9 protein-coding genes are annotated in these 7794 nt (G+C 61.0%); 8 read left to right on the top strand and 1 reads right to left on the bottom strand.

What is annotated here, in order from left to right:
* Positions 1-116: 116 nt before the first annotated feature.
* The gene (locus tag ACVWYU_RS15395) at positions 117-632 is read right to left on the bottom strand and encodes a DUF2062 domain-containing protein (protein ID WP_090317667.1); all 516 of its coding nucleotides are present in this window, start codon (positions 630-632) and stop codon (positions 117-119) included.
* Between the two features lie 136 nt (positions 633-768).
* On the opposite strand from ACVWYU_RS15395, the gene ACVWYU_RS15390 reads away from it, so the two are divergent.
* The 8 genes from ACVWYU_RS15390 (at position 769) to murB (ending at position 7619) form a co-directional block, all read left to right on the top strand.
* Entirely contained in the window at positions 769-3003 is a 2235-nt protein-coding gene (locus ACVWYU_RS15390; RefSeq protein ID WP_457373040.1) for a DNA internalization-related competence protein ComEC/Rec2, read from the top strand.
* Between the two features lie 98 nt (positions 3004-3101).
* On the top strand, positions 3102-3737 hold the full coding sequence (locus ACVWYU_RS15385; protein ID WP_247255339.1) for a MotA/TolQ/ExbB proton channel family protein: 636 nt from the start codon (positions 3102-3104) through the stop codon (positions 3735-3737).
* A complete protein-coding gene (locus tag ACVWYU_RS15380; protein WP_090317677.1) occupies positions 3734-4159 on the top strand; it encodes an ExbD/TolR family protein in 426 nt (141 codons plus the stop codon). The genes ACVWYU_RS15385 and ACVWYU_RS15380 overlap by 4 nt, the downstream gene beginning before the upstream one ends.
* A complete protein-coding gene (gene lpxK, locus ACVWYU_RS15375) occupies positions 4159-5169 on the top strand; it encodes a tetraacyldisaccharide 4'-kinase (RefSeq protein WP_247255340.1) in 1011 nt (336 codons plus the stop codon). The genes ACVWYU_RS15380 and lpxK overlap by 1 nt, the downstream gene beginning before the upstream one ends.
* Before the next feature lie 23 nt (positions 5170-5192).
* On the top strand, positions 5193-5378 hold the full coding sequence (locus ACVWYU_RS15370) for a Trm112 family protein (protein WP_003179363.1): 186 nt from the start codon (positions 5193-5195) through the stop codon (positions 5376-5378).
* Entirely contained in the window at positions 5375-6139 is a 765-nt protein-coding gene (kdsB, locus tag ACVWYU_RS15365; protein WP_247255341.1) for a 3-deoxy-manno-octulosonate cytidylyltransferase, read from the top strand. Before ACVWYU_RS15370 ends, kdsB begins: the two co-directional genes overlap by 4 nt.
* Positions 6139-6603 carry a low molecular weight protein-tyrosine-phosphatase gene (locus ACVWYU_RS15360; RefSeq protein WP_457373039.1) on the top strand — a complete coding sequence of 155 codons (465 nt, stop codon included), beginning with the start codon at positions 6139-6141 and terminating at the stop codon, positions 6601-6603. Before kdsB ends, ACVWYU_RS15360 begins: the two co-directional genes overlap by 1 nt.
* Positions 6600-7619 carry a UDP-N-acetylmuramate dehydrogenase gene (gene murB, locus ACVWYU_RS15355; RefSeq protein WP_457373038.1) on the top strand — a complete coding sequence of 340 codons (1020 nt, stop codon included), beginning with the start codon at positions 6600-6602 and terminating at the stop codon, positions 7617-7619. Before ACVWYU_RS15360 ends, murB begins: the two co-directional genes overlap by 4 nt.
* Positions 7620-7794 lie beyond the last annotated feature (175 nt).

Here is a 7794-nt window from a genome sequence, read left to right as displayed (position 1 = left end):
CTGGATGTAGGCCATAACGAAAAATGCTCCGTATCTTTCGATACGGAGCATTTTCTTTGAGCGCTGCGCAGATTGCTAGGTTTTCACACAGTCTGATACGGAGGCCGTTTGCTTTCTCACATTCGGCTTTTCTTGCGGCGCTTCCATTGCCGCGCCACCCACCAGCGCCAATACATCATCACCAGGCAGTAGGCGAGCGCCCCGAGAGCCAAACCCGTCACCACCGAGCCCAGCAAAAACGGCTGCCACAAGGTCGATAACTCGCCGCTGATCCATTCCCAGGTCAACGCATCCGGCAATTGGCGGGGAGGAACGTCCATCAGCCAGGCGCCGGCCTGGTAAGTGCAGTAGAACACCGCAGGCATGGTGATCGGGTTGGTCAGCCAGACCAGGCTGACGGCAATCGGCATGTTGCCGCGCACGATGATCGCGAGTACGGCGGCCAACAGCATTTGCAAAGGGATCGGCAGGAACGCCGCGAACAGGCCAACCGCCATTGCCCGGGCTACGGAGTGGCGATTGAGGTGCCAGAGGTTGGGGTCATGCAGCAGGGTGCCGAGAAAGCGTAAGGATTTGTGTTCCCTGATGCTGGTCGGGTCTGGCATGTAGCGTTTGAACAAGCGCCGGGGCATAAGGCTTCTCGGTCGGTTAAGGCGGCAAGTATGTCTCGATTCTAGGCGTCGACCATTCAGACTTTGTGACAATTGATAACGACGACCGTGCGATACGCCCGCTATGCCTAGGGACGGGACTCTCAAGGACGGGCTTATGCGCACAGGGATGATGGCGCTGGCGTTGGGTCTGCTGACCTTGCGCTTTTTACCGGTATTGCCGCCGGTCGGGTTGTGGCTGTTGATGCCGGTTGTGGGTTTGATGGTGTTGCCATTCAGGACCTACCTGGTGGCGTTTTTCCTGTTCGGCTTGAGTTGGGCCTGCGCACAGGCGCAATGGGCACTGGATGATCGTTTGCCAGCGAGGCTCGATGGCGAAACGCGCTGGGTCGAAGGGCGGGTGGTGGGGCTGCCCCAGAACAACGAAGGCGTAATCCGTTTTGAGCTGGCGGATGCCCGGTCGCGACACGGCAAAGTGCCACAACTCATGCGACTGGCCTGGTATGAAGGGCCGCCGGTGAACAGCGGCGAGCGCTGGCGCTTGGCGGTCAAGTTGAAGCGTCCCGCCGGGCTGCTCAATCCCCATGCCTTCGATTACGACGCCTGGCTGTTCGCGCAACGCATCGGGGCAACGGGTACCGTCAAGGACGGCGAGCGTTTGCGCGAGGCGCAATGGGCCTGGCGCGATGGTATTCGTCAGCGCTTGCAGGCCGTGGATGCCCAAGGGCGGACGGGTGTGCTGGCCGCTTTGGTTCTGGGTGATGGTGGTGGACTCAGCCGCCAGGATTGGCAGGTGTTGCAAGACACCGGCACCGTGCATTTATTGGTGATTTCCGGGCAGCACATTGGTCTGCTGGCAGGGGTGGTGTATCTGCTGATTGCCGGGCTCGCCCGCTATGGCCTGTGGTCGAACCGTCTGCCATGGTTGCCCTGGGCCTGTGGTCTGGCCTTCGCTGCAGCGCTTGGTTACGGGCTATTGGCCGGTTTTGATGTGCCGGTGCGGCGTGCCTGTTTGATGATCGGTCTGGTGCTGTTATGGCGCCTGCGTTTTCGACACCTTGGCGCGTGGTGGCCGTTGCTGCTGGCGCTCAATGGCGTTTTGCTATTGGATCCGCTGGCCAGTCTGCAACCGGGGTTCTGGTTGTCTTTCGCAGCGGTGGCCGTGCTGATCTTCACCTTCGGCGGTCGCTTGGGGCCTTGGCTTTGGTGGCAAACCTGGACGCGCGCGCAATGGCTGATCGCAATCGGCCTGGGCCCGTTTTTGCTGGTACTGGGTTTGCCGATCAGTGTCAGCGGGCCGCTGGTCAACCTGTTGGCGGTGCCGTGGATCAGTCTGGTGGTACTGCCACCGGCATTGCTCGGGACGCTGTTGTTGCCCGTGCCTTATGTGGGCGAGGGCCTGTTGTGGATCACGGGTGGTCTGATCGATGGGTTGTTCTGGGGGTTGGGGTGGGTGGCGGGCCAGGTTCCGGCGTGGGTGCCCGCAGCGATTCCACCATGGGTCTGGGCCATCGGTGCCTTGGGAGCCTTTCTCCTTTTGCTGCCGCGGGGTGTACCGATGCGCCCGCTCGGATGGCCAATGCTGCTGTTGCTGGTTTTTCCGCCGCGCACCGAAATACCGGAAGGAATTGCCGAGGTCTGGCAGCTGGATGTCGGCCAGGGCCTGGCGATCCTGGTCCGCACTCGCCATCACACGCTGCTGTATGACGCGGGTCCTCGGTTCGGTGACAACGATCTCGGCGAGCGCGTGGTTTTGCCAACGATACGCAAATTGGGCGTGGATGGCATCGACCTGATGTTGATCAGCCACGCCCACGCCGATCATGCCGGCGGAGCGCGGGCGATCGCCCAGGGACTGCCGGTGAGGCATGTACTCGGTGGTGAGCCGGCAGAGTTGCCGGACGAACTGACAGCGGGGGGCTGCGAGAGCGGTCGGCGATGGACCTGGGACGGCGTGAACTTTGAATTGTGGCAATGGGCGCATGCCCGCGAAAGCAATCCGAAATCCTGCGTACTGCAGATTGAAGCCAATGGCGAGCGAATGCTGCTGACCGGAGACATCGACATGGCCGCCGAGCGCGCCTTGCTCGACAGTCCATTGGCCGTAGCCACCGATTGGCTGCAATCGCCGCACCACGGCAGTCGCAGTTCGTCGTCCATGGCGCTGCTCAACGCCTTGCAGCCCAAGGCGGTGCTGATCTCCCGTGGCCAGGGCAATTCGTTCGGCCATCCGCACCCGACCGTCCTGGCACGCTATAAAAAGCTCGGCATGGCGATCTACGACAGTGCGGAGCAGGGTGCCATTCATCTGCAACTCGGGCGTTACGAGGCGCCGCGCTCCATGCGTCTGGAACGGCGCTTCTGGCGCGATCCACCGCCCGTGAACAAATAACCGGGCGTTATTACAGCCCGACCGGATGCGACATCACGGTCTTCGGTGCGTCGACCCCCTATGTTAGAGTGGCGCACTTTTTCGAGGGGACTTTCACTGTGTGGGAATTGGTCAAATCCGGCGGCTGGATGATGCTGCCGATCATTCTGAGTTCCATCGTGGCCATGGCGATCGTTGCCGAGCGTCTCTGGACCCTGCGGGCCAGTCGTGTGACCCCGGAGCATTTGCTCGGTCAGGTCTGGGTCTGGATCAAGGACAAGCAACTCAATAAAGAAAAGCTCAAGGAACTGCGTGCCAACTCCCCGTTGGGCGAGATCCTGGCCGCCGGCCTGGCGAACTCCAAGCATGGTCGCGAGATCATGAAAGAGTGCATCGAAGAAGCCGCCGCCCGGGTCATCCATGAACTGGAACGCTACATCAATGCCCTCGGTACCATCGCCGCCATGGCGCCATTGCTGGGCCTGCTGGGTACGGTGCTGGGCATGATCGATATCTTCAGTTCGTTCATGGGTACGGGCATGGCGACCAACCCGGCGGTGTTGGCCGGTGGTATTTCCAAAGCCTTGATCACCACGGCGTCGGGTTTGATCGTGGGTATTCCGTCGGTGTTCTTCCATCGTTTCCTGCAACGGCGTATCGATGAGCTCGTCGTGGGCATGGAACAGGAAGCCATCAAGCTGGTGGAGGTGGTGCAAGGCGACCGCGACGTTGATCTGGCTGAGGGCAAAGCGTGAAGTTCCGCCGCAAGCAACGGGAGAACGTGGACATCAACCTCGTGTCGCTGATCGACGTGGTGTTTGTCCTGCTGCTGTTTTTCGTGGTGACCACGACCTTTACCCGTGAAACCCAGTTGCGCGTCGACCTGCCGGAAGCGGTCAGCGGCTCGCCTGCCGAAGATCAATCCAAACAGCTGGATATCGCCATCAGTGCAGACGGCGTGTTCTCGGTGAACAACCAGATCCTGCCAAAAAGCGACCTGGCGACCCTGATGGACGCGCTGCAAAAAGAGGCCAAGGGTGATACCAATCGTCCGCTGTCCATCAGCGCCGACGGCAAAACCCAGCATCAATCGGTGATCACCGCCATGGACGCCGCCGGCAAGCTTGGCTTCAGTCACTTGCGCATGACCACCGTGGAGGCGGCGCCCGCGCCCTGATGGCCATGTCCGATCGCCTGCTCGCCGCCTGGTACCGAGGTCATCCGGCACTCAAGTTATTGCAGCCGCTGGAGTGGTTGTACCGACGCGTGGTCAACAACAAGCGCAAACGCTTTCTGGCAGGCGAGGGTGAGATCTATCAGCCGCCCGTCCCGCTGATCGTGGTGGGCAATATCACCGTGGGCGGTACCGGCAAGACACCTTTAATCCTGTGGATGATCCAGCATTGCCAGCGCCGTGGCTTGCGGGTCGGCGTGGTCAGTCGTGGCTACGGTGCCAAACCGGCGCAGTTGCCCTGGCGGGTCGAGGCGGATCAAGGCGCGGACATCGCCGGCGACGAACCGCTATTGATCGTCCAGCGTACCGGCGTGCCTCTGATGATCGACCCGGACCGCAGTCGGGCCGTCAAGGCCTTGCTGGCGAGTGAGCCGCTGGACCTGATTTTGTCCGATGACGGCATGCAGCATTACCGACTGGCCCGGGACCTCGAACTGGTGCTGATCGATGCCGCCCGGGGCCTGGGCAACCAGAGATGCCTGCCCGCCGGGCCATTGCGCGAACCGGTCGAACGCCTGCAAAGCGTCGATGCGGTGCTGTACAACGGCGCCACGGCTGACCGCGACGGTGGTTTTGCCTTTCAGTTGCAACCGACCGCGCTGATCAATCTGCAAAGTGGTCAACGCCTTCCCCTCGATCACTTTCCCAAAGGCCAGGCGCTGCATGCGGTGGCTGGAATCGGCAATCCGCAGCGTTTCTTCACGACCCTCGAAACGCTACACTGGCAGCCAGTGCCGCATGCCTTCGCCGATCACGCCGAATACAGCGTGCAGGCCTTGAATTTCAAGCCGTCATTACCATTGGTGATGACCGAAAAGGACGCGGTGAAGTGCCGTGCCTTCGCCGCCGCCGATTGGTGGTATCTGGCAGTGGACGCTGTGCCGTCACCGGCTTTCGTGGCCTGGTTCGATACCCAGCTGATGCGTCTGTTGCCGGCTCGACTTTTGCCTTAAACCGTTTTATCCAGGGAATGATCATGGACACCAAACTGCTCGACATCCTCGCTTGCCCGGTCTGCAAAGGCCCGCTCAAGCTCAGCGCCGACAAGACCGAGCTGATCAGCAAGGGCGCCGGCCTGGCGTACCCGATTCGCGACGGTATCCCGGTGATGCTCGAATCCGAAGCCCGTACCCTGACCACCGATGAGCGTCTGGATAAATGACTACAGCCTTTACCGTTGTCATTCCATCGCGTTATGCCTCTACGCGTCTGCCGGGCAAACCGCTGCTGTTGATTGCCGGCAAGCCAATGATTCAGCATGTCTGGGAGCAGGCGAGCAAAAGCAGCGCCCAGCGTGTGGTGGTTGCCACCGACGACGTGCGCATCGTTGAGGTTTGTCAGGGCTTTGGCGCCGAAGTGGTGATGACCCGCGAAGATCACAACTCCGGCACCGATCGTCTGGCGGAAGTCGCGGCGAAACTGGGTCTGGCGCCCGATGCCATCGTCGTCAACGTCCAGGGTGATGAACCCCTGATCCCGCCGAGCGTGATCGATCAGGTCGCCGTCAACCTCGCCGCCCACACCGAAGCGCGCATGGCCACCCTGGCCGAGCCGATCGAAGATGTCGAAACCCTGTTCAATCCCAATGTGGTCAAGGTCGTCAGTGACCTCAATGGCCTGGCCCTGACGTTCAGTCGCGCCACGTTGCCATGGGCGCGCGACGCCTTCGCCAAGAGCCGCGAACAGCTGCCGCAAGGCGTGCCGTACCGTCGCCATATCGGTATCTATGCCTATCGCGCCGGTTTCCTGCAGGACTTCGTCAGCTGGGGTCCGTGCTGGCTGGAAGACACCGAGTGCCTGGAGCAGCTGCGAGCGCTGTGGCACGGGGTGCGCATTCACGTTGCCGATGCGCTGATCGCACCGCCGGCCGGCGTCGATACCATTGAAGACCTTGAGCGCGTTCGTCGCCTGCTGGAGGCCTGATGCGGGTTCTGTTTGTCTGCCTGGGCAATATCTGTCGTTCACCCACGGCAGAGGGCGTGCTACGGCATAAGCTGCGTGAGGCAGGGCTGGCCGACCTAGTCGAGGTAGCCTCCGCCGGCACTGGTGACTGGCATGTCGGCCATCCGCCGGACAAGCGCAGTCAGGCGGCTGCGAAACTGCGCGGTTATGACCTGTCGAACCAGCGTGCGCAGCAAGTGACCCGCGCCGATTTCGCCACCTACGACCTGATCCTGGCGATGGATAAAAGCAACCTGCGCAGTCTCGAGGCGCTGCAACCGGTCAAGGGTAAAGCCGAGCTGGATCTGTTCCTGCGCCGCTATCAGTCGGAACTCGATGAAGTGCCGGACCCTTATCACGACTGTGAGCAAGGGTTCGAGCGGGTGCTGGATCTGATCGAGCGTGCCAGTGATCTGCTGGTGATCGAATTGAAGGGACGGCTATGAGTCTGCAGCTGCGGCAACAGGTCTCGCTCAAGCCCTACAACAGCTTTGGCGTGGATGTTCAGGCCCGTCTGTTTGCCGAGGCCCACAGCGACGCCGACGTGCGCGAAGCACTGGCCTTTGCCCGGGAACATGACGTGCCCCTGCTGGTGATCGGCGGTGGCAGCAACCTGTTGCTGACGGGCGATGTGTCGTCGCTGGTACTGCGCATGGCCACGCGCGGAGTTCGCGTGTTGAGCGATGACGGTAGCAAGGTCGTGGTCGAAGCCGAGGCTGGCGAACCCTGGCATCCGTTTGTGCAGCATACATTGATGCAAGGCCTGTCCGGCCTGGAAAACCTGAGCCTGATTCCCGGCACCGTGGGTGCCGCACCAATGCAGAACATCGGTGCCTATGGGGTCGAGATCAAGGACGTGTTTGCCGGCCTGACGGCGCTTGATCGCCACAGTGGTGAATTGCGCGACTTCAGCCTGGAAGAATGCAACTTCGCTTACCGTGACAGCCTCTTCAAGCAAGAGTCGGGGCGCTGGTTGATCCTTCGGGTGCGTTTCACGCTCGACCGCACTGCGCATCTGCATCTGGATTACGGCCCGGTGCGTCAGCGCCTGACCGAGCAAGGCATCGATCATCCGACCGCCACTGACGTCAGCCAGGCCATTTGCAGTATCCGCAACGAAAAGCTCCCGGACCCGGCCGTACTCGGCAACGCCGGTAGTTTCTTCAAGAACCCGTTGGTACCGGCGGCGCTGGTTGCCCGGCTCAAGGGTGAATTCCCGGATCTGGTGGCCTACGCGCAACCGGACGGTCAGATGAAGCTGGCCGCTGGCTGGCTAATCGAACGGGCAGGGTGGAAAGGATTTCGCGAGAAAGATGCAGGCGTGCATAAATTGCAGGCCTTGGTGTTGGTCAACTATGGCAATGCCACCGGACTGCAATTGCTCGACCTGGCACAGCGCATCCAGAAAGACATTTCAGAACGTTTTCATGTCGATCTGGAAATGGAGCCCAATCAGTATTGAAGCTAAGCTATCCGGACTGATCTCAAAGCCCTGCACAACTTCCATTGTGCAGGGCTTTTTTGTTAATGCTGGGTTAACTTAGCCACCTAACGATACCAGCATTTGCTTCATCAAAGGCCCGGCGCAGACGTGCTCGTCTGCACAAAAGAGCCCATCAGCCTGAGTCGATCTGTGA

The sequence above is a fragment of the Pseudomonas sp. TE12234 genome (genome assembly GCF_054061835.1).
The sequence above is the reverse complement of the archived record's forward strand: the minus strand, read 5'-3'. Positions and strand labels throughout refer to the sequence as shown.

Bases quoted from the DNA above. Each gene is read 5' to 3' on its own strand.
- ACVWYU_RS15395 (WP_090317667.1), bottom strand. From the start codon at position 632: ATGCCCCGGCGCTTGTTCAAACGCTACATGCCAGACCCGACCAGCATC.
- ACVWYU_RS15390 (WP_457373040.1), top strand. From the start codon at position 769: ATGCGCACAGGGATGATGGCGCTGGCGTTGGGTCTGCTGACCTTGCGC.
- lpxK (WP_247255340.1), top strand. From the start codon at position 4,159: ATGGCCATGTCCGATCGCCTGCTCGCCGCCTGGTACCGAGGTCATCCG.
- ACVWYU_RS15370 (WP_003179363.1), top strand. From the start codon at position 5,193: ATGGACACCAAACTGCTCGACATCCTCGCTTGCCCGGTCTGCAAAGGC.
- kdsB (WP_247255341.1), top strand. From the start codon at position 5,375: ATGACTACAGCCTTTACCGTTGTCATTCCATCGCGTTATGCCTCTACG.
- ACVWYU_RS15360 (WP_457373039.1), top strand. From the start codon at position 6,139: ATGCGGGTTCTGTTTGTCTGCCTGGGCAATATCTGTCGTTCACCCACG.
- murB (WP_457373038.1), top strand. From the start codon at position 6,600: ATGAGTCTGCAGCTGCGGCAACAGGTCTCGCTCAAGCCCTACAACAGC.